The 20,457-nt window shown below is 74.5% G+C and carries 14 protein-coding genes; 6 read left to right on the top strand and 8 right to left on the bottom strand.

Going from position 1 to position 20,457, the window contains the following annotated elements:
- The first annotated feature begins 31 nt into the window (after positions 1-31).
- The 4 genes from Asi03nite_RS02355 to Asi03nite_RS02340 are packed head-to-tail and all read left to right on the top strand — an operon-like array spanning position 32 to position 5,981.
- Entirely contained in the window at positions 32-370 is a 339-nt protein-coding gene (locus Asi03nite_RS02355) for a P-II family nitrogen regulator (RefSeq protein ID WP_203676887.1), read from the top strand.
- A gap of 4 nt (positions 371-374) precedes the next feature.
- Entirely contained in the window at positions 375-2,645 is a 2,271-nt protein-coding gene (locus Asi03nite_RS02350; RefSeq protein ID WP_203676694.1) for a [protein-PII] uridylyltransferase, read from the top strand.
- A 31-nt stretch (positions 2,646-2,676) separates the two neighbouring features.
- Entirely contained in the window at positions 2,677-4,845 is a 2,169-nt protein-coding gene (locus tag Asi03nite_RS02345) for a glycosyltransferase family 2 protein (RefSeq protein ID WP_203676693.1), read from the top strand.
- Positions 4,846-4,901: 56 nt separating this feature from the next.
- Positions 4,902-5,981: a class I SAM-dependent methyltransferase gene (locus Asi03nite_RS02340; RefSeq protein WP_203676692.1), complete on the top strand. Its 1,080-nt coding sequence runs from the start codon at positions 4,902-4,904 to the stop codon at positions 5,979-5,981.
- Here Asi03nite_RS02340 and Asi03nite_RS02335 read toward each other — a convergent pair.
- The 4 genes from Asi03nite_RS02335 to Asi03nite_RS02320 all read right to left on the bottom strand — a co-directional run bounded on the left by Asi03nite_RS02335 (position 5,975) and on the right by Asi03nite_RS02320 (position 9,696).
- Entirely contained in the window at positions 5,975-6,460 is a 486-nt protein-coding gene (locus tag Asi03nite_RS02335) for a CAP domain-containing protein (RefSeq protein WP_203676691.1), read from the bottom strand. The genes Asi03nite_RS02340 and Asi03nite_RS02335 overlap by 7 nt on opposite strands.
- A 293-nt stretch (positions 6,461-6,753) precedes the next feature.
- The gene (locus tag Asi03nite_RS02330; RefSeq protein WP_203676690.1) at positions 6,754-7,176 is read right to left on the bottom strand and encodes a GtrA family protein; all 423 of its coding nucleotides are present in this window, start codon (positions 7,174-7,176) and stop codon (positions 6,754-6,756) included.
- Positions 7,160-8,122, bottom strand: a complete 963-nt coding sequence (locus Asi03nite_RS02325) for a glycosyltransferase family 2 protein (RefSeq protein ID WP_239102307.1) — start codon at positions 8,120-8,122, stop codon at positions 7,160-7,162. The genes Asi03nite_RS02330 and Asi03nite_RS02325 overlap by 17 nt, the downstream gene beginning before the upstream one ends.
- The gene (locus Asi03nite_RS02320; protein ID WP_203676689.1) at positions 8,119-9,696 is read right to left on the bottom strand and encodes a hypothetical protein; all 1,578 of its coding nucleotides are present in this window, start codon (positions 9,694-9,696) and stop codon (positions 8,119-8,121) included. Before Asi03nite_RS02320 ends, Asi03nite_RS02325 begins: the two co-directional genes overlap by 4 nt.
- Positions 9,697-9,820: 124 nt before the next feature.
- Between Asi03nite_RS02320 and Asi03nite_RS02315 the strand changes: the two genes are divergently transcribed.
- A complete protein-coding gene (locus tag Asi03nite_RS02315; RefSeq protein WP_203676688.1) occupies positions 9,821-11,782 on the top strand; it encodes an acyltransferase family protein in 1,962 nt (653 codons plus the stop codon).
- A 139-nt stretch (positions 11,783-11,921) separates the two neighbouring features.
- On the opposite strand, the gene Asi03nite_RS02310 is transcribed toward Asi03nite_RS02315, so the two are convergent.
- Positions 11,922-12,581, bottom strand: a complete 660-nt coding sequence (locus Asi03nite_RS02310) for a hypothetical protein (RefSeq protein ID WP_203676687.1) — start codon at positions 12,579-12,581, stop codon at positions 11,922-11,924.
- 4 nt (positions 12,582-12,585) lie between these two features.
- The gene (locus tag Asi03nite_RS38385; RefSeq protein ID WP_203676686.1) at positions 12,586-14,763 is read right to left on the bottom strand and encodes a glycosyltransferase; all 2,178 of its coding nucleotides are present in this window, start codon (positions 14,761-14,763) and stop codon (positions 12,586-12,588) included.
- A 91-nt stretch (positions 14,764-14,854) separates the two neighbouring features.
- Here Asi03nite_RS38385 and Asi03nite_RS02300 point away from each other — a divergent pair, with 91 nt between their 5' ends.
- On the top strand, positions 14,855-17,149 hold the full coding sequence (locus tag Asi03nite_RS02300) for a glycosyltransferase (RefSeq protein WP_203676685.1): 2,295 nt from the start codon (positions 14,855-14,857) through the stop codon (positions 17,147-17,149).
- A 112-nt stretch (positions 17,150-17,261) separates the two neighbouring features.
- Here the strand turns inward: Asi03nite_RS02300 and Asi03nite_RS02295 are convergent, their stop codons facing one another.
- On the bottom strand, positions 17,262-18,524 hold the full coding sequence (locus Asi03nite_RS02295; protein ID WP_203676684.1) for a nucleotide sugar dehydrogenase: 1,263 nt from the start codon (positions 18,522-18,524) through the stop codon (positions 17,262-17,264).
- Positions 18,525-18,552: 28 nt separating this feature from the next.
- A complete protein-coding gene (locus tag Asi03nite_RS02290) occupies positions 18,553-20,280 on the bottom strand; it encodes a stealth family protein (RefSeq protein WP_203676683.1) in 1,728 nt (575 codons plus the stop codon).
- Between the last annotated feature and the right edge of the window lie 177 nt (positions 20,281-20,457).

Raw genomic sequence — 20,457 nt, 5'->3', positions numbered from 1 at the left:
TCCCATGGCTGCTGAACTGGAAGGACTGAGCATGAAGCTGGTGACCGCGGTCATCAAGCCGTACCAGCTCGACGCGGTGAAGGAGGCTCTGCACGCCCTGGGCGTCGCCGGGCTGACCGTGAGCGAGGTGCAGGGTTACGGCCGGCAGAAGGGACACACCGAGGTGTACCGGGGCGCCGAGTACACCGTCGAGTTCCTCCCGAAGATCAAGGTCGAGGTGATCACGGACGAGATCGACGTCGAGAAGATCGTGGACGCCGTGGTGACCGCCGCGCGGACCGGCAAGATCGGTGACGGGAAGGTCTGGGTGACGACTGTCGACGACGTCATCCGGGTCCGCACCGGCGAGCGCGGCCTCGACGCCCTGTAAACACATGACCAACCCGTCGAGCGAGCCCCCGGCCCCGCCCGCCCGGCCGTCCGCAGGTGGCCCGCTCGACAAGCTGCGCGACCACATCGGCGCCGCGGCGCGCGAGGAGCGTGCCGCGGCGCTGGGCGTCTGGCTGGGCGGGCTCTTCCCGGCCCACCTGCCCGGCGTCAGCCTGCTCGCGGTGGGCGGGCTGGGACGGCGCGACTGCGCCCCGTACAGCGATCTGGATCTGGTCCTGCTGCACAACGGGACGGCCGGCATCGACCGGATCGCCGCCGCGCTGTGGTACCCGATCTGGGACGCCCGGCTCGGCCTGGACCACTCGGTGCGCACCCTGCCCGAGGCGCTCTCGGTCGCCCACGACGACGCCAAGGTCGCACTCGGCCTGCTCGACGCGCGCCACGTGGCCGGGGACGCGGCGCTCTCCGCCGGGCTCGTGGCGGCCGCGGCCGATCAGTGGCGGCGCACCGCCGTACGCCTGCTGCCGCAGTTGAAAGAGCTCACCCAGGCGCGCTGGGCCAGCCACGGGGAGCTGGCCTTCCTGCTCGAAGGCGACCTCAAGGAGGCGGCCGGCGGCCTGCGCGACGTCACCCTGCTGCGCGGCATCGGCCGCGCCGGGATCGCCGACACCATGCGTCCCGCGGTGCGTGCCGCGAACCTGCGGCTGCTGGACACCCGGGACGCCCTGCACCTGGCGGTCGGCCGCCGGGTGGACCGCCTGGTCGCCCAGGAGCGCGGCACGGTCGCCGGCCTGCTGGACATCGAGGACCCGGACACGTTGCTGCGGCGGGTCTCCGGCGACGCGCGGACGGTGGCGCACGCCGTCGACGACGCCTGGCGGGCCGTCGACCGGTTGCGCGGCAGCCGCCGCCGGCCCGGCGTCCCGCCCGCGCCCAGCCGCCGCCCGGTCGCCCGCGACGTGGTCGAGCAGGACGGTGAGCTGGTCCTGGCCCGCACCGCGATCGGCCCGGTGCCGGACCCCAGCCTCTCCCTGCGGGTGGCCGCCGCGGCCGCCACCGTGCACCTGCCGATCGCCCGGGCCACCTGCGAGTGGCTCGCCGCGTTCTGCCCGCCGCTGCCCACCCCGTGGCCGCCGGCCGCCCGCGCCGCGCTGGTCTCGCTGCTCGGCGCCGGACCCGGCCTGCTCCCGGCCTGGGAGACCTGCGACAGGTACGGCCTGATCGACGCCTGGCTCCCCGAGTGGGCCCGGATGCGCAGCCTCCCGCAGCACCACCCGATCCACCGGTTCACCCTCGACCGGCACCTGGTCCAGGCCGCCTACGAGGCCACCCGGTACGCCCGCGAGGTGGACCGGCCCGACCTGCTGCTGATCGGCGCGTTCCTGCACGACGTCGGCAAGGGCCTGCCCGGCGACCACAGCGTGGTGGGCGCCCCGATCGCCGCCGTCATCGCGGCCCGGATCGGCCTGCCGGCGGCCGACGTGGCCACCGTCGAGAAGACGGTCCGGCTGCACCTGCTGCTGCCCGACGTGGCGACCCGCCGCGACCTGGACGACCCGGTGACCATCTCCACGGTCGCCGAGGCGGTCGGCGACCCGGCCACCCTGGACCTGCTGCACGCGCTGGCTCGGGCCGACTCGCACGCCACCGGCCCGGCCGCCTGGTCGGACTGGAAGGGCCGGCTGATGGCCGAGCTGGTCCGCCGGGTGCGCACCGCGCTCGACACCGGCGCCCTGCCCGAGCCGCCGAACCCCGATCCCGAGCTGCTCAGCGGCGTGCTGCCGGTGGTGCACCTGGACGGCGACCAGGTGTCGGTGGCCGCGGCCGACCGCCGGGGACTGCTCGCCGGGGTGGCCGCCTGCCTGGCCATGCACCGGCTGGACGTGATCGCCGCGAACACCTCGACGGTGGACGGGCGGGCGATCGTCTCCTGCTTCACGCAGCCCCGGTACGGCACGCCGTACGATCCGGTCGCCCTCACCGCCGACCTGCGCCGGGTCGCGGCCGGCGACGTCTCGGTGACCCAGCGGGTCCGCGCCCGGGCGATGAGCGGCCGCGGCGGCACCGCCGAGCCCAAGGTGATCTGGCAGCGCGCCGCCGCGACCGGCGCGGTGGTGCTGGAGCTGCGCGCGGCCGACTCGCCGGGGCTGCTCTACCGGGTGACCACAGCGCTCGACGAGGCCGGCGCGGAGATCCGGGCGGCCCGCATCTCAACGCTTGGCGGTGACGTCGTCGACGCGTTCTACCTGGTCGGCACGTGGTCGTCGGCGGCCGACCGGGAGCGTGCCGAGAGGGCGGTGCTCGCCGCGGTGTAACCGATCACCCGGAATTCGCGTTGGACCACCGATGTACGGGGTGGAGAATGTCGCCGCCGCGGTCCGCAATCGCGCGGTGGGCCTGCGGGACGAGCTGGCGCGCGCCGCGACGGGCCGCCCGTGCACGCTGGCGGAGCTGCTGGCCGCCGCCCGGGCCGGGGAGCGGCCGTGGGTGGCCGACGCCGAGGCGCTGGCCGTCCTCGCGCAGATCATCGCGCTGCAGGACGTGCTGCCGGCCGATCGGGACGATGCGCTGACGCTGTTCGGCCTGCTCGGCGCGAGGTCGGTGCCGCGGCGGCAACGGGCGGTCTACGCCCAGCTGGCCGGCTCGGTGCGGATGCCGGTGGACCGCCGGGTGCGCTGGGAGATCGCCACCGATCTGGCCAACCCGTTCCGCGCCCGGGGCCGGCCGAGGGCGCTCTGGCTGCGGATGTTCCGCGTGGGACTGCCGGCGCCGGTGCTCGGGTTGGACCGGCGGACGGACGTGCCGCCCTTCGACCGCTTGCGGACGTCCCGCGTCGCGCCCGTCGACCGTCCGGAACTGATCACTGTGGTGGTGACCGCCCACCGGCCTGGCGAGGGGCTGATCACCGCGGTGCGGTCGCTGCTGGCGCAGTCCTGGCGGAACCTGGAGATCCTGGTGGTCGACGACGCGTCGCCGCCGGAATTCGACGGGATCCTGGAGAGGACGGGGGCGCTGGACCCACGGGTGCGGGTGCTGCGGCAGGCGGTGAACCAGGGCACCTACGTGGCCCGCAACGCCGGACTCGACGCCGCCACCGGTGACTTCGTGACCTTTCAGGATTCGGACGACTGGTCGCATCCGCGCCGGCTGGAACTGCAGGTCATGCCGCTGCTGACCGACCCCGCGGTGGTGGCGTCCACCTCGGACGGGCGCCGGGTCACCGAGGACCTGCTGCTGGTCCGGCTCGGGCGGCGCGGCGGCAAGCTCAACCCGTCCGCGCTGATGTTCCGCCGGGAGGCGGTGCTGGAGACGGTCGGTTACCTCGACGTGGTCCGCAAGGGCGGCGACTCCGAGTACATCGAGCGGATCGCCGCGGCGTTCGGCGCCCGGGCGGTCCGGCACCTGCCGACGCACCTGGCGCTGATCCGGCTCTCCGGCGGATCACTGTCGCGGGCCGAGATCCGGCCGTACTGGATCCACCCGGCGCGGGCCGTCTACCGCTCCGGGTACGTCGCCTGGCATCGCCGGATCGCGGCCGGCGAGGTGGCGGCCTTCCGGCCGCGGGACGGCGCGGACCGGCCGTTCCCGGCGCCCACTCATCTGTTGCGGTCCGCTTCGGATCAGCAACCGACGGAGCTGTACGACGTGCTCGTCGCCGCCGACTGGCGGTTCCACGAGGAGACCCAGCGGTCCGCGCTCGCCGAGATCGAGGCGCTGCTCCGGCGGGGTCTGCGGGTCGCGATCCTGCACCTGGAGGACTGGCGGCGGCCGGCACGCAAGCGGCTGCCGGTGCACCACACGGCGCAGGACCTGGTCAACGCCGGGAGGCTGGGGCAGGTGGCGCTGACCGATCCGGTCCGGTGCGGGGTGCTGCTCGTGCGGCAGGCCGCGGTGCTCCGGTATCCGCCGGGTGAGCGGGTGCGGATCTCCCCCCGTACCGTGCTGGTTCTTCTCGACGAGGCGCCGCAGGGCGTGGTGGACGCCGGTGTCTTCGGCGTGCCGCCGCTCTGGTGCCCGCAGTCGGCGGAGATCCGGGCGCTGTTCCCCGATCTGCCGCTGACCGATTTCGACCTTCCCATGGTGGCCGTTGCCGGACCCTCGGTGTCGCGCCGCGCCCCGATCCCGGCGATTCCCGTCGTCGGCGCCGAGGTGACCGACCGCCGGCAACTGCGCGGGCTCACCGGCGCCGACGTGCGGCTCCGCCTCGCCGACGGGGTGCGCCTGCCCCGGCAGCCCGCCGACCGGCTGGTCTACCGGGCCGCGGAGGTGGCGCCGCTGGAATTCCTCGGGCAGCTCGACTTCTACCTGGACCTGTCCGCGTCGCGGCGGTCGGTGCTGGACGCCACGGCGATGGGCTGCATCGTGCTGGCGCCCGATGAGGCCGCCGAGGCGATGCGGCGCTACCAGGCCGATCCGGCGCTCGTGGCGGAGCGGCGGCGCCAGGACCTGACGGCGCTGCGGAAGGCTCACGACCCGGATCGGTTCGCCGTAACGCTGGGTGAGTTGTGCCGTTAGGGGATGGTGTGGTCGCCCCGCGGCCGCGCGCACGCCGGTTCGGGAGGTGGCAGTACATGGTTCTGGGCAAGCTGGCCGGCCGGGCACGGGAGCTCGGCCCGCTCACCGTCGGCGCGGTGGCGATCACCTCGCTGCTGGTCGCCGGTGTCACCGCCGCGGCGGTCCACGGCTCGCCGCAGGTCGCGCTCTGTCTGCTCGCGCTGCTGCTCGCGCTGGCCGTGGCCGGCGTGCTGCGGGTCAACCTGCGGCTGCTCGGGATGCGCGCCGACCGGCGGGAGATCCGTGACCTGCGGGTGGTGCTGGACCAGACCCAGCGCCGGGTGGTCTCCGCCGTGGAACGGCAACGGCTCGACACCGAGGACCGGCACCGCGAGCTGCTCGACGCGATCGCCCGGGTGCAGCGGATCGCCGACCGGGGCGTACGGGACCTGCGGTGCGCCGTCCCCCGTGAGCTGGAGGCGACGGTCCAGCTGTTCCAGGGCTTCACGCCGCGCGCGCCGATGCCATCCTCGGGCGACTACGCGCTCAACCCGACAGACCTGCTGGAGCTGCTGTTCCTGGTGCGCTCACGCCGGCCGCGGCTGGTGCTCGAACTGGGCAGCGGCACGTCCACGGTCTGGCTCGGCTACGTGCTGGAGCAGGTCGGCGGCCGGTTGGTCTCGCTCGACCACGATCCGGGGTACGCGAACCGGACCCGTGCCGCGCTGCGGGCGCACGGGCTGACCGCTGTCGCCGAGGTGCGCGACGCCCCGCTGACTCCGGTGGAGCTCGGCGACCGCACCTACTCGTGGTACGACCCGGCCGTCCTGGAAGATCTGGACGGCGTCGACTTCCTACTGGTCGACGGGCCACCGGCGGCGGTCGGGCCGGACAGCCGCCACCCGGCGCTGCCGGTCGCCGGAACACGTCTCGCGGACCGCGCGACGATCGTCTTCGACGACGCCAACCGCAAGGACGAGCAGGCCGCGATCGAGCGTTGGCTGGCGGGCGTCGACGGCCTGACCCGCGAGGGCGAGATGCTGGGCCGGCACGCCGTGCTGTCGTTCGTCAGGCCCGGGAACCCGGCAACGGAAAGCGCCCCCGCCGCAGGGGGATCGGCGGGGGCGCTGCCTCCGGTCACTCGGAAACGTCAGTAACCGAAATCCTGGGTGACGTAGGGGGCGCCGCCACGGCTGTAGACCACGCCGACGCCGACGGTCTTGGACTTGCAGTTCAGGATGTTGGTGCGGTGGCCCGGGCTCTTCATCCACGCGGAGACGACGTCCTTGCCGCTGCGGTAGCCCCAGGCGATGTTCTCCGCGGACGGCTTCTGGTAGCCGGCGGCCCTCTCCCGGGCGACGAAGTTCGAGCCGCCCCTGCCGGTGTGGCTGAACGAGCCGGTCTGCGCCATGTAGGCGCTGTGCCCGCGGGCCGCGGCGATCAGCCGGTTGTCGACCTTCAGGGCGGCGCAGCCGTGGGCGGTGCGCTCCGCGTTGGTCAGCTTCACGATGTCGGCCTGCATCGTCGTCTCGGACGCGGCGGCGGCCTCGGCCGGGCCGGCGGCCAGCGAGATGCCGAAGGCGGCGGCGGGGACGAGAGCGGAAACGACGGCGAGGCGGCGGACCAGCGAGCGCAAGATGGACCCTTTCGGAGTTCGGCGCCTGGCTTGCCGCCAGGTTCACCGTTCCCTTCGGCCCGTGGTCCGCCCGCTTTGATCGCCATCCGGGAGCCCGCAAGTCACCGATCGGTTGCCGCCCTCCGCCCGCGTCGCACGGCTGGCCCCTCCGCACCGCCTGTCCCGGGTCGGACCGCCACGGCCGGCGGGTGCCGCGGCCGGCGGTCGCCGGGCGGGCCGGGCGCCGGTCAGCTCGCCGCCAGGGGACACGCGGCCGCGGTCGGGCCGGCGTAACCCGTACCGAGCGGGGATTCTCAGCTCCTGAAGGTCCAACGGGAGTTCAGGACGTAGTTGACCAGCGGGATCAGGGTCAGGGCAACCGGCTGGACCACCGGGTACGCGGCGTCGAGCAGCTCGGTCCCCACCCAGAGCACCACTGTGTTGATCGTGAAGGCGACCGCGGTCACCGTCAGGAACCTCGATCCGGCCAGCACGTGGCCGCTGCTGGAGCGGAAGACCCAGTTGCGCTGCAGGGCGTAGGAGACCGCGATGCTGGCGACGAAGCCGGTGGTGGACGCGACCACCGGGCGCAGCCCGAGCAGGTGGACGCCGGCCATCCCGATCCCGAAGTGGGTGAGCGCGCTGGCCCCGCCGCTCAGGGCGTACCGGATCAGGCGGGTCACCCGGGAATGGCCGGGCAGCGGGGCGGGCGTGCGGGGCTCAGTGCTGGTCGGCATGTTCGACCCACTGCTCGGGGACACCCGGCGACGGTAGCGTGCCGCCGGCCCGTTCGCGGATCAGGTAGCGCGGGCGGCCGCGGACCTCCTCGTGGATGCGGGCCAGGTACTCGCCGATCACCCCCAGGCCGAGCAGCACGAACGTGCCGGTCACCAGCAGCAGCAGGATGACCGTGGGGAAGCCGGCCACCGAGTGGCCCTGCACCCAGCGGACCAGCGTCTGGACGCCGAGCACCACCGAGAACGCCGCGAACGTGAGGCCGACCAGCGTCACCAGGTGCAGCGGGGCCGAGGTGAACGACGTCAGGCCGTTGACCGCCAGGCGGAACAGGGCCCGCGCGGTCCACCGGGACGCGCCCCCCTCGCGGTGCTCGATGTCCACCTCGACGGTCTCCCGGGTGAAGCCGATCCAGCTGCTGGTGCCGCGGAAGAACGACGAGTGCTCGGGCATCCGCAGCAGCGCCTCCAGCGCCGGCCGGGCGAGCAGCCGGAAGTCTGTGGCGTCGACCAGGTCGACCTGGGTGAGGCGGGTGAACGCGCGGTTGAAGACGCGGGCGCCCAGGCGGCTGCTCAGCGACTGGCCGGTGCGGTTGCGCTTGACCGCCTCGACCACCTGCGCGCCGGCCCGCCACCGGCGGATCATCTCGGGGATCGCGGACGGCGGGTGCTGCAGGTCCGCGTCGATCACCACGGTGGCGTCGCCGGCCGCCTGTTCCAGGCCGGCCAGCAGCGCCGCCTCCTTGCCGAAGTTGCGCGACAGCCGTAGGCCGCGGACCCGCGGGTCGAGCAGCGCGAGCGACGCGATCCGGCTCCACGAGTCGTCGGCCGAGCCGTCGTCGATCAGGATCAGCTCGTAGTCGTGGCCGTCCAGCACCTCGGCCATCCGCTCGGCGAAGCGCTCGACGCCCGGGCCCTCGTTGTAGACCGGCGCCACCACCGAGATCACGACGGCCCCCCGGTGCAGAAGCGCCGGCCGGCGAGCCGGACGGTGGCCTGGTCGACGGCCTGGTCGAAGCGGCGCAACTCGGGCGGGTAGTCGGTACGATGCTCCCGCGGCAGGGCGGCCCGGAACTGTGCGCGCAGCGTGCAGCGGCGGGCGTTGCCGGACGCGGAACGGTCGAAGTCGACGATCTCCTGGGCGATCCGGTCGTGCACGTACGCGGGCCGCTCCGAGGCGATCGACGCGCGGTAGTCCCGGTTCGCCGCGGCGCCGACCGCCGCGGCGGCCGCCAGCACCAGCACGCCGGCGAGGATGCCGCGCCGGTGCGTACGCCCGCTGCGCTGACCGCGCGCGAACACCGCGGTCAGCAGCGCGACCGTGAGCAGCGCGCCACCGGCCCCGGCCAGCGCGCTGTCCCGCCAGCCCAGCCCCCACCAGCCGGCCGCCGCGAGCCGCTGCATCTGCTCGTTGAGGGCGCCCATCGTGGCGGCCGGCACCAGCACGGCCAGCCCGGCCAGGGCGAGCGCGCCGGCCTGGCGGCGGTCCGGGGAATCACACCGTGGCAGGTCCCGCCAGAACCGGCGGACCAGCAGGAGCAGCGCGACCAGGGCGATCAGCAGGGCGGGGCCGAGCGTGTGCCCGTACGGCCCCTCGCCCGCCCGCTGCCACATCAGCGGCGGCAGCCACGAGGTGAGCCGGTTGGGCAGTGCGGCCAGGGCTCCGGACGGCGCGACGTCGGAGCCGGAGTAGCAGGTCCCGGCCGCGCACCTGCGCGCGATGATCATCCGGACCGGGATCGCGACCGGCAGGAACCCGGCCCAGAGCAGCCCGGTGAAGCGGGCCCCGGCGCCGCGCGCCGTCTCCCGCCAGGACAGCGCCAGGACCACCCGGCCGCGGATCAGCACGACGAGCGCCGCCAGCGGCAGCGCCAGCCAGGCCATCTCGTTGAACGCGGCCAGCACCGCACCGAGCAGCACGGCCGGCCAGCCCGGCCGGGCGCCCGGACGGATCCGTCCCACGGTCCGGGCGGCGGCCGCGGCGACCAACAGCACCAGCGCGGAGGTGAGGAAGTAGAGGCCGCCGAACAGGACAGTGGTGCTGGTCCGGCCGGCCGCCACGAAACTCCCGCCGACCGCGAACGGCAGCACCGCGGCGATCAGCGAGGGCGGCCCGGCGAACGGGCGGCCGCGGCTCACCACGCACTCCGCCAGCACCACGGTGGCCAGCGTGAGCAGCACCGCGCTGAGGAACGAGACCAGCCGCAGCGAGATGTTGGCAGGCAGTCCCAACAGGTCGGTGAGCGCGAACGTGGCGGTGTCCAGCGTCCACTCGACCATCCGGCCCAGCGGCCGGAAGTTGCCCAGGCTCAGGTACTGCGGGACGGAGGCGATCGCCGCGCCGAACAGCTCCCACGGGCGGTGCAGGTAGCGGGCGCCGTTGGCGTAGACGTTGAACCGGTGGTCGGCGCCGGGCTGCAGGGCGACCAGCGGGGACAGCACGATCACCGGGACCAGGGCGGACCGCAGCAGGATGCCCCGCCACACCGGCGGCCAGGGCCGCCGATCGGCCGGGGGATCCATGGGCCTCGCGTCCGGCGGTATGCCGGTGGTCAACGTCTCGGCTGTCACACGAAGCGCAACGAGACCGCCGGAGCGAGGTTGCGACACCCCGACACCTGTGGCCGGGGCCGCGCGTTGAAGGGCGGTGAGCGCGAACCCCCCGCCGAACTTCCGTTCCGACGTCGAGGGCCTCCGGGCGGTCGCGGTGCTCCTGGTCGTGCTGGCCCACGCCGGGGTGCCGTTCGCCGCGGGCGGCTACGTGGGCGTGGACGTCTTCTTCGTGATCTCCGGTTACCTGATCACGTCGCTGCTGCTGCGCGAGCCGTTCTCGATCCGCCGGTTCTACGCCCGGCGGGTTCTGCGGCTGCTGCCGGCCGCGACGGTGGTGCTGGTCACGACGCTGCTGGCGGCCCGTCTCTGGCTGCCCGCGATCCGGCTCGGTGAGCTGTCCCGGGACGCGACGTCGGCCGCCGGATACGTCGCCAACCTGCGGTTCGCGGCCATCGGCACGGACTACCTGAACGCCGACGCGCCGCCGTCCCCGTTCCAGCATTTCTGGTCGCTCGCCGTGGAGGAGCAGTTCTACCTGTTCTGGCCGCTGTTGCTGCTGTTGCGCAGGCGCGGGCCGCTGCTGGTGGCCGTGGTGCTGGCCTCGTTCACGGCAGGGGTGCTGGAGACCGCCCGGTCGGCGCCGTGGGCGTATTTCGGCCCGCACGCGCGGGCCTGGGAGCTCGGCGCCGGAGCGCTTCTGGCGGTGTCCGGGCTGCGGTTCCGGAGCAGGATCCTGGGCGGCGCCGGTCTCGTCGCGATCCTGGCGGCGGCGCTGTGGTTCGACGGGTCCACGTCGTACCCCGGCTGCTACGCCCTTCTGCCGGTGGCCGGCGCCGCGGCCGTCCTGGCCGGTGATTGCCGGCCGCTGGCGGCCCGGCCGCTGCAGGTGATCGGGCGGCTCTCCTACGGGTGGTACCTGTGGCACTGGCCGATCCTGCTGATCGCTCCGGCCGCGCTCGGCGCCGACCCGTCGCTGCCGCTGTCCCTGCTGCTCTCGGCCGCCGCGCTGGGACTGGCCTGGGCGACCTATCACCTGGTGGAGAACCCGCTGCGGCGGCACCCGGGCCTGCGGGTCCGCCCGGCCGGGGCGCTCGGGCTGGGCGCCGGACTGTCCGGGGCGGTGGCCGCCGTCGCGGTCGCCGTCGCCCTGCTGCCGCACCCGGTGCCGGCCGGCGCGGCGATCCGGGACCTGCGGGCCGAGGCGGCGCACGCCGCCGACCCGTACGCGGTGATCACCCGCACGGTCCGGGCCAGCCGCGCCACCCGGCAGTTGCCGGCGAACCTGACCCCGTCGCTGGCCCGGGTGAACGCGGACAAGGCGCGCGTCTGGGCGGACCGGTGTCACGTGGAGGCGCCGGCCACGGTCGCCCCGGACGGCTGCGTCTACGGCGACCCGCGCTCGGCCACGACCGTGGTGCTCTACGGCGACTCGCATGCCGCGCAGTGGTTCCCCGCGCTGGAACAGATCGCCGTCCGGCACCGCTGGCGGCTGGTCTCGCTGAGCAAGTCCTCCTGCTCGGCGGCCGACCTGCGGCTGTGGCACGACGGGTTGAAGCGGGAGTACACCGAGTGCGCCCGGTTCCACGAGTCGGCGGTGGCCCGGATCCGTACGCTCCGGCCGTCCCTGGTCGTGCTCGGATCGAGCTTCAACTACCGGCCGGTGGACACCGGGACCGACGAGAGCGCCCAGTGGCAGGCGGCCTGGCAGCGGACGGCCGGCACGTTCACCCGGATGGGCGCGCGGGTCGCGATCATCGCGGATACGCCGTACATGGGTGAGCGGGTGCCGGTCTGCGTCGCCCGGCAGGCCCGCCTGAAGCGCGTCAACCGTTGCGGGAGCAGCGCGTCGGCGGCCTTGCGCGGCCCGGCCCAGCGCGCGATCCTCGCCACCGTCACCGGCGTCGCCGTGATCGACCCGGTCCCGTGGCTCTGCACCGACTTCTGCCCGCCCGTGATCGGCAACGTCCTGGTCTACCGCGACTCGAACCACCTGACCACCACGTACGCCCAAACCATCGCCCCGCTACTGGAGCAGGCACTCTCCTGGATCCGCTGAGATCGCATTGCGCCCGCCGATGTCGAGAGGTCCGAAAACGACTAGCGAAGCGTGGTCGTTTTCGGACCTCTCGACATCGGCCCCGAAGGGCGCAATGCCCGCGAGCCGAAGGCGAAGCCGGTAAGCACAGCCGGTGAGCTCAGCAGAGCAGCTCGGCGAGGGTCGGCGGGTGCAGCCGGTCCACCACCACGGTGCGCTCGGTGTCGTGGTCCCGGCAGAGCCGCGCCAGCCGCTCGGCGAGCAGATCGTCCCAGGCCCGGTCCGGCCGGTGCCGCTCCCAGGTGGCCCGGTCCGGCAGGTACTCCATCAGCACCCCGAGCTTGCGCAGCAGGGAGAACGCCGGGTCGTCGGTGAGCACCACCGGCCGGTGGTCCGGGGTGACCAGCAACCGCTGACCGATCGTCACCAGCAGGCCGCGCAGCGCGTCGTGGTCCAGGCCGATGGCCACGTACAGGTGGGCGGGCCGCCGCTTCGCGGACGGTGTCGAAGACGATTGCCCGGGTACGGCCGGAACCCCGCCCGCCCGCGGCCGCAGTCGCCGGGCGAGGCCCCGGACCAGGCGCGGCGACGTGCGGAACGGGTCCCGGGCCAGCGACACGATCGCCCGGCCCAGCCGGTACGACCCGCTGCCGCGCAACTTGCGGGCCTTCTCCCGCTCCCGGTCGCGCTGCTCGGTGAGCCGTTCGCAGCGGGCCCGCCAGGAGTCGCGCTCCAGCTGCGCCGAACGCAGCCGCCCGGCCAGCGCCGCGATCTCCCACCGCAGCTTCTCCAGCTCCGGCTCAGTCGACAGGTCGGACATCTGCTCACGCTCCGCTTCGTACGTTCTCCGCCGCCAGCCCGGCGAGCCACCGTGCCGCGGCCTCCGCCCCGTTGCCGAGGTCGATCTCCGCGCACCGCCGGGCGAGCCGCTCCCGTACCTCCGGCCGGACCGCCTCGGCCAGCACCCGGTCCAGCTCGCCGCTCTCCGGGTCCTCCACGCACAGCGCCGCCCCGGCCGCCGCGGCGAACCGGGCCCGGGCCACCTGGTCGTCCAGCGAGGTGGCCCGGTTCGGCACGAACACCGCCGGCACCCCGAAGGCGAGCAGCTCATGGAACGAGTTGTAACCGGACGCGCTGATCACCAGGTCCAGACCGCGCAGATATCGGCTGATCGGGTACAGCTTGACCACCCGGGCCCCGGGCGCCGCCGGCATCGGCTCGGTGGCGATCATCGACTCGGCGAGCAGCACCTGGAAGCCGGCCTCGCGCAGGTGCTCCGCGATCCGGCCGACCGGCGACGCGATGTCGTTGATGTTCCCGGCGCCGAGCTGCAGCAGCGCCGCCGGGCGGTCCGCGTCCAGCCCGAGCGCGGCCCGCGCCGCGCCCGGTGCGGCCAGGTCGGCGCGGTCCAGCAGGAGGATCGGCTGGACCGTGTGCACCCCGGCCCGGTCCGGCACGGTCGGTCCCTCGTCGGCGTCCGCGGCGAACTCGCCGGGCTCCAGGATGCCGTCGAACGCGGCGCGTTTGGCGATCCACTCGGCGCCGGTGCCGCGCCGCCACATCGGCCGGCGCACCCAGACCCAGGTGACGTCCGGGCGGGCCGCCGCGGCCGCCACGATGCCGTCGTGCGGGACGCTGTCCACCGCGACGACCGCCGGGCGGTGCAGGTCGACCAGGTGTTCCAGGCGCGACCGCAGGAAGCCCGACCAGCGCTGCCTGGCCATCCCGAGGACGGTCCGGGACGGCAGGTACTCGGTGAGGAAGCCCTCCCGGCGGGCGACCGAGGCGCCGTACGACTGGGTGGCGATCACCGCGGGGTGCCGCTCCGGCAGCCGGCGGCCGATCGCCATCAGCCGGGACAGGTGCCCCAGACCGGCGCCGTTGTCACTGAGCATCAGCACCGGGCGGGGCCGGGCCGGGGAGACGCCGTGCCGGGCGGACGCCGGGGCGGAGTGCGCGGCCGGACGGGCGCCGGCGCCGCGTTCGGCGAGGCGCGCCAGGTGCGACGCGACGCCGTACCGGCCCGCCACGAAGTCCCGGGCCCGGCCGGCCACCCGCCGGTACCGCTCGGGGTCCGCCCACAGGTCGCGGACCAGCGGCTCCACCCCGGCCGGCGTCGTGTAGAGCGCGGCGTCGCCGAAGATCGGCCGGAAGTGCTCGCCGATGATCGCCGGCACTCCGGCGGCCATCGCCTCCAGGATCGTCCGGCCGAACGCCTCCACCAGGTCCGGGTCGTGGAAGTAGACGAAGAAGTCGATGGTCCGCAGGAAGTCGGCCGGCTGCTCGGCGCCGAACGGGACCACGTCCCAGTTCGCCGGGCGCCGGCCGAGCAGGCGGATGGCGATCTCGCCGCCGCCCAGCACCCGGACCCGCAGGTCGGGCCGGTCCGGGTAGGCCTGCAGCAGGTCGTCGGCGGTGCGCGGCCACTTCACCGGGTCGGCTCGCCCGTGCCGGCCGATGACCGGCACCTCGCCCCTCGTCCGGTCGCCGGCCTGCCACTGCGCCACGTCGATGATCTCGTGCCAGTCGTCCGCGGCCAGCCCTGGCAGCCGGCCGCGGATCTGCGGGCTGATCGGCGCCCACTCGACGGCCGGGCCGAAGTACACCTCGACGCGGTCCCGGACCTCGTCGAAGTCGTAGTAGCGGGTCGGGTTCCCGGCGTCGCCGGGCGCCTGGTTGAGCACCATGACGGTGTGGCCGGCGCGCACCCGCGGCACCACGGCCAGGTCCTCGGTGAAGATCCGCGGCTGGCGGATCACCAGCAGCCGGGCGTGCGTGACGCCGTCCGGCGTGGCCAGCTCGGCCAGCCCGTCCCGGATCAGCTCGGCGATCCGCGGGCTGAACGGCAGCCCGTCCCGGTTGTGCGGGGACGGCACGTGCACCAGGGCCGTGCGCAGGCCGGCCCCGGCCTGGGCCCGCACCTCGGCCGCGATGGCCGCCGAGTTGCCGCCCGGGTACCGGAAGTCCGAGAGGATCGCCACGTCGTGGACGGTCAAGATCACGTACTCCCGTTCCTCGGTTTTTTTCCTCCGGTTGCAACGACCCGGCCGGCGGTCACGTCACGCCGGGGCGGGGCGGGGCGTTGGGCAGACCATGCGGACGCACATCACCCCGGGCGCGTACGGATCCGTCCTGCTCGAACGGCATCTGCGGACCCTGCGCAAGGCCGGTCCGGACGGCCCGGCGACGGCCGCGCTACAGGCCCGCTCGGCGCAGGCGAGGACACTTCTCGCGTACGCGGCGGGCGTCGCCGACCTGGACGGCCTGCTCGCCGCGGCCCGTGCCGGCCGGGCGCTGCCGCACGGCACGGACCCGTGGGGGATCGGGGAACTGGCCCGCGCGATCGCCGGCCAGGACCTGGAACCGGAGGACCGGGCGGACGGCCTGGCCCTGCTCGACGCGCTGCTGCGCACCCACGGGCCGGGCGCTGTCGCCCCGGTCCACCAGGGCCTGCACGCCCAGCTGGCCTTCCCCGTGGGCCGGGCCGCCGACCTGCTCGGCCGCTACCCGAGGGTGCCCCGGCCGGTCCGGGAGGCGCTCGCCGTGGACCTGGCCGAGCCGGCCGAGTGGCTTCCGCTGTTCAACCGGCTGCTGCCGGCGCCCGGACTGACGCTGGCCGAGGGGCCGGAGCCACGCTTCGACCGGATCGTCTCCGGCCGGGCCGCCCCGTGCGCGGACGACCGCACCATCACGTCGATCGTCACCACCTACCGGCCCGGCCCGGCGCTGCTGGTCACCATCCGCTCGCTGCTCGCGCAGAGCTGGGTGAACCAGGAGATCCTGATCGTGGACGACGGCTCGGCGCAGACCGCGGTGCTGGACGAGGCGGCCGGGCTGGACCCGCGGATCCGGGTGCTGCGGCTGCCCGTCAACGGCGGCACCTACCGGGCGCGCAACGCCGGCCTGGACGCCGCGACCGGGGAGTTCGTGACCTTCCAGGACTCCGACGACTGGTCCCACCCGCTGCGGCTGGAACGGCAGGTGGCGCCGCTGCTCGCGGACGAGTCGGTGGTGGCCACCACGTCGGCGGGAATGCGGGTCACCGGGGACCTGGTGGTGACCCGGCCCGGATATCCGCGGCACCGGTCGTACAACCTGTCGTCGCTGATGCTGCGTCGCGCGCCGGTCCTGGAACGGCTCGGCTACCTGGACCCGATCCGCAAGGGCGCCGACGCGGAGTACGTGGAACGTGCCCGCGCGGTGTTCGGCCGTCCCGCCGTGCCGCACCTGGGCGGCGAGACCCTTGCGCTGATCCGGCTCTCCGGCGGGTCGCTGTCCAGCGCGGACATGGCGCCCGGCTGGATGCACCCGGCCCGGCACGCGTACCTCTCCGCGTTCCAGGCCTGGCACGGCCGGGTCGCCGCCGGCCGGGAGCCCGCGTTCCGCCCGCGGAACCCGTCCTCGCGGGTCTTCGCCGCGCCCCGCCGGCTGTCCGCGGTCACCGCGTACACGTCCCGGTTCGACCTGGTCGTGGCCGGGGACTTCACCGCGCCGGAGAGTGCCGGGCCGGTCCGCGCGCTGCTCGACCGGGACGTCACGATGGCGGTGCTGCACCTGCCGGTGCTCGGCGCGGCCGCCCGCAACCTGGACCCGGACCTCCAGCGGATGATCAACGTGGGCGCGGTGGAGCAGGTGATGCTCGCCGACCCGGTGCGCGCCGGCCTGCTCGTGGTGCGTGGCCCGGCGCCGCTGGCCTTCACCTCCGGCCTGCCCAGCGGCGTCCGCGCGGACCGCGTGGTGATCGGGGAGGACGCCGCCTGGACCGCCGCGGCGGAGGCCTGCGCCGGCGCGGCACGGCGGTTGTTCGGGGCCGAGCCGGCCTTCGCGCCGCTTCCGCACACCGTGGACCCGCGCCGGTGGCGGGCGGCTCGCGGGGAGCCGTCGGCGGACCGGCCGATCCTCGGCCGATGCACGGCCGACGACCCCGAGGGGTTGCGTTCGCTGCGCGGGGTGCTGCGGGACTCGGTGGAATTCGACGTACGGATCCTGGACCGGACCGCCGAGGCCCGGCTCGCGTTCGGCGGCCGCCCGCCGCTGCGCTGGCTGATCTACCAGGAGCCGGACGTCTCCCCGCGGGCGTTCCTCCACCAGCTCGACTTCTATCTGGGCGGCGCCGATGCACCGGGCGAGTTGCTGGCCCCGCTCGCCTCCGGCTGTGTGCTGCTGCTGCCGCCGGACCGGGAGCCGGAATACGGGCCGGCGGCCGTCTACTGCACCCCTGAGGACCTGCACCAGACGTTGCGCCGGCTGCACCGGAACCCGGCTCGCTGGTCCGCGCAGAGCGCCCGGGGCCGCGACTTCGCCCGGCGTCGTCATCACGGGCGTTATGCCGACGCGGTCCTCGCGCTGATGCGGCCGCTGCCCCGGCAGTTCACGCCGAGCGCCTGACCCCCGACGCCGGGGGAGACGATCGCTCCGGCCGGGGAGGCGTCGGCCGTACCGGAGCCGACGAAGTGGCCCGGACCACAGCGGAGCTGGACCGGGCCGAAGTGCGGAAGGATCAGAGGCGGTGCGCCTCCTCGGCCCTGGCGACGCCCCGGGTGTCGAAGAAGCGCTTGGCCAGCCGGGCCAGGTGGTCCACGTCGTACTCGCGGTGGTTCTGGACCAGGACCACCAGGTCGGCCGAGGCGACCGCGCCCTCCAGGTCCTCGGTGCGGGAGACCGGGACGCCGCCGACCTCCCAGGTGCGCACGTGCGGGTCGTGGTAGGCGACAGTGGCGCCCAGCGCGGTCAGCTGGCGGGCGAGCGGGGTGGCCGGCGACTCGCGCTGGTCCGCGATGTTGGCCTTGTAGGTGATGCCGAGCAGCAGGATCGTCGCGCCGCGGACCGCCTGGCCGTCGGCGTTCAGCAGGTTCTGCGCGCGCCGCGCCACGTAGGCCGGCATGGTCGCGTTGATCTCCTGGGCCAGCTCGACGAAGCGGAACGGGTAGCCGAGCTTGCTGCGGACGTTGTGGCTCAGGTAGTTCGGGTCGATCGGGATGCAGTGCCCGCCCACACCCGGGCCCGGGTAGAACGCCTGGAAGCCGAACGGCTTGGTGGACGCCGCGTTGATCACGTCCCAGAGGTCGATGTCCAGTTCGTGGCAGAACCGGGCCATCTCGTTGACCAGCGCGATGTTGACGTGCCGGTAGGTGTTCTCGAGCAGCTTCGCGGTCTCCGCCTCGCGGGTGCCGCGGGCCCGGACCACCGTCTCGACGAACCGTCCGTAGAAGGCGGTCGCCGCGGAGGTGCACGCCGGGGTGTACCCGCCGACCACCTTCGGGGTGTTGTGCGCGCCGTAGACGGCGTTGCCCGGGTCGATCCGCTCCGGCGAGAACGCCAGGTGGAAGTCGATGCCCGCGGTCAGCCCGGAGAGCTGTTCGAGCAGCGGCCGGACCACGTCGTCGGTGGTGCCCGGGTAGGTCGTCGACTCCAGCACCACCAGCATGCCGGGCCGCAGGTTGCGGCCCACCGAGCCGGTCGCGCCGGTGACCGCCCGCAGGTCCGGGCCGTCGCCCTCGGCGAGCGGGGTGGGTACGCAGATCACCGCGGTGCGGGCCTGTGCGATCTCGGTCTCGTCACCTGTCGGCCGGAACCCGCCCGCGACCATCGCGGCGACGTCGGCGTCGCTCAGGTCGTCCACGTGCGAGCGGCCGGCGGCCAGCGACCCGACCACCGTGTCGTCGACGTCGAAACCGAGCACCGACAGGCCCGCCCGGATCGCTTGTTGTGCCAGGGGCAGGCCGACGTACCCCAGGCCGAGGATGACCACGTCGTAGCTCAAGGGAATCTCCTTGTCGTGTTGGGTGTGATCACGCGACCGGGGGGAGCGCGACGGTGCGGACGGGCCGCCGGGGCTGGGGGGCGGGCACGGTGCCGGCCCGTGGCTCGCACAGTTCGAAGGGCGACGGGAAGGGCAGGTACGCCGGCAGGAAGTCGCCGAGCAGCGCCCGCTGCTCGGCCACCGCGGCGTCCCGGCTCTCCACGTCGTTGAGGCAGAACGCGTCCGCGTCGCGCGAGCGCAGCAGCCCGGCCAGCTTCAGCGCGGTCCCCGGGTCGGCCAGGTCGGCGTACCGGTGCCGGATCCGGCCGGGGGTGGCCCGGCCGGTCAGGTAGGCGTAGTACTGCTGCAGCGAGGAGAGCAGCGACACGTCGTCCGGGTGCCGGAACTGGTGGCCGGCGGTGCTCCGGACCGGCTCGGCGAACCGCGACTCGATCTCGGCGAGCACGCTGCGCCGGGACGGGTGCGGGGTGTGCATCATCTTGCGGCTCGGCACCCGGCCGAAGGTCTCCAGGATCAGCCGCCGGTTGTTCTTCGCCGCCGAGTCGGCCGGCCGGTCGCCGGGGCCGCGCGGCGCCGGGTCGACCAGCGCCGGCGACGGGAAGAACTTGATCAGCCCGCCGGCCGTGAAGAACAGGTCCGGGGTGACCGGCCGGCCCAGGATCACGTCGTCGTTGAGGTACAGGAAGTGCTCGGCCAGCCCGGGGATCCGGTGCAGGCGGGACTCGATCGCCTGCGAGTTGAAGGTGGGCAGGGCGCCGGTGTCGCCGAAGATCTCCCGGTGACCGATCACGGTCAGGCGCGGGTGACCGAGGTCCAGCCAGGACGGCACCTGGTCGTCGGTGACCAGGTAGACGTGACGTACCCAGGGGGCGAAGCAGTGCAGCGCGCGCATCGAGTAGCGCAGCTCGTCCCGGCTGGTCCAGCGCGCGTCGTTGGCGGCCTGCCGGTGCGTCCCGCCGACCCACGGGTTGTCCGCCAGCGCCCGGGCCTTGCGCCGCTGCCAGGCCGGATCGGCGCCGTCCACCCAGGTGTAGACGACGTCGACCGGGAACTCGACGCGGTCCGGATCGACAGTGGTGAAGGTGCGCCGGGTGCGGTAGGCGGTGACGTCGTCCGGCGCGCAGAACGCGCCGAAGGCCGGCTCGGCGGCGCTCACCACCGGGTCGCCGGCCGGGATCCGGTCCGCCACCGGGTTGCGGCGCGGCGCGACCAGGTGCGTCCTCTCGGCCCGCCAGAACTCCACCTCGCAGGCGTGGTCCGGGCCGAGGACGAGGTTGCCGCCGGGGTCGGTGACCGGCCAGCAGACCGCCGCCACGCGGCCCTGCGGGCCACCGCGGCGCAGCATGCCGTGGTCCCGCCCGGCGAGCCCGGCCAGCACGCGCAGCACCAGGTCCCGATCGCTTTCCGGTACGGCGACGGCGGTGCTCGTGGGCCGTCGGCCGGGAATCCGGAACCAGTCGACGCCTGCCGAGTCCAGAGCCTGGGCGACCCGGTCCAGATTGGCGCGGCGCGCCTGGACCGGGTCGGCCCGGGTGACCACCCGGGCCCTGAGCGGGCCGTGCGGGTCGCGGACCCGGATCACCCGGCCGGTCGTCGCGGGCCGGTCCGGCCGGGCCGGGCCGAGCGGCATCAGCCGGCGGGCCACCCGCAGCCGCCGTTCCGGAGTCATCCGGGGCAGGAGCCGGCGCTGCGCGGCCTGGAAGACCCGCCGCCGGATCGGCCAGGGCGTCAGCAGCAGAATCCGCCGCAGGGTCACGCCGTCGTCCTTTCGCCGCACCACGCGTGCCTTAACGCGACGGTCGAGAGTGAAGTTGCGGTCTATACCGTTTAATGCGGTATATGCCATTGTCGGGCGGCTGGTGGGTGATCCGGGAAGTCCCACCCCTTAGGGGAACGTCTCAGGGGCTCGGCCGATGCGGGCGTTGCGCGGGCG

This window comes from Actinoplanes siamensis (assembly GCF_016862395.1).
In the GTDB taxonomy this organism is placed as follows: domain Bacteria; phylum Actinomycetota; class Actinomycetes; order Mycobacteriales; family Micromonosporaceae; genus Actinoplanes; species Actinoplanes siamensis.
Note: the sequence above shows the minus strand (reverse complement) of the source record. Positions and strands in the feature narration are given on the sequence as shown.

Excerpts from the sequence above, each read along its gene's own strand:
- Asi03nite_RS02310 (WP_203676687.1), bottom strand. The coding sequence starts at position 12,581 with ATGTCCGACCTGTCGACTGAGCCGGAGCTGGAGAAGCTGCGGTGGGAG.
- Asi03nite_RS02345 (WP_203676693.1), top strand. The coding sequence starts at position 2,677 with ATGTACGGGGTGGAGAATGTCGCCGCCGCGGTCCGCAATCGCGCGGTG.
- Asi03nite_RS02355 (WP_203676887.1), top strand. The coding sequence starts at position 32 with ATGAAGCTGGTGACCGCGGTCATCAAGCCGTACCAGCTCGACGCGGTG.
- Asi03nite_RS02350 (WP_203676694.1), top strand. The coding sequence starts at position 375 with ATGACCAACCCGTCGAGCGAGCCCCCGGCCCCGCCCGCCCGGCCGTCC.
- Asi03nite_RS02320 (WP_203676689.1), bottom strand. The coding sequence starts at position 9,696 with ATGGATCCCCCGGCCGATCGGCGGCCCTGGCCGCCGGTGTGGCGGGGC.
- Asi03nite_RS02330 (WP_203676690.1), bottom strand. The coding sequence starts at position 7,176 with ATGCCGACCAGCACTGAGCCCCGCACGCCCGCCCCGCTGCCCGGCCAT.
- Asi03nite_RS02300 (WP_203676685.1), top strand. The coding sequence starts at position 14,855 with ATGCGGACGCACATCACCCCGGGCGCGTACGGATCCGTCCTGCTCGAA.
- Asi03nite_RS02340 (WP_203676692.1), top strand. The coding sequence starts at position 4,902 with ATGGTTCTGGGCAAGCTGGCCGGCCGGGCACGGGAGCTCGGCCCGCTC.